The 298-nt window shown below is 47.3% G+C and carries 1 protein-coding gene; it reads right to left on the bottom strand.

What is annotated here, in order from left to right; all coding sequences use genetic code 11:
- Positions 1-298: trimeric intracellular cation channel family protein (locus AB4585_RS28945; protein ID WP_372172235.1), on the bottom strand; the 298-nt coding region annotated here is incomplete at both ends.

Below are 298 nucleotides of genomic sequence, written 5' to 3'. Positions count from 1 at the left end.
AACGAATATAGATAACCAGGCCTATGGCACAAACCGAGCTGATGTAAGACAGTGCGGGCGCTAGTGCCAATACAGTGACGTGGAAAGTGCATCCTAAAGCCACAGGAATGGCATAGAGTTCCTTATTAAGAAATAAGGTGGGTCTTTGAAGCAGCATATCTCGCACGACGCCACCACCAATGGCCGTTAATACCCCCATGATAATAGGACCTAAAGGCAGGCCAAATCCCAAGTCCCATGCCTTCTCAACCCCTTGAATGGAGAACATGGCGATAGCAATGGCATCAATGTACAAATA

It is taken from the genome of Vibrio sp. 10N.222.49.C9, from assembly GCF_041474985.1.
Classification (GTDB): domain Bacteria; phylum Pseudomonadota; class Gammaproteobacteria; order Enterobacterales; family Vibrionaceae; genus Vibrio; species Vibrio crassostreae_C.
The sequence above is the reverse complement of the archived record's forward strand: the minus strand, read 5'-3'. Positions and strand labels throughout refer to the sequence as shown.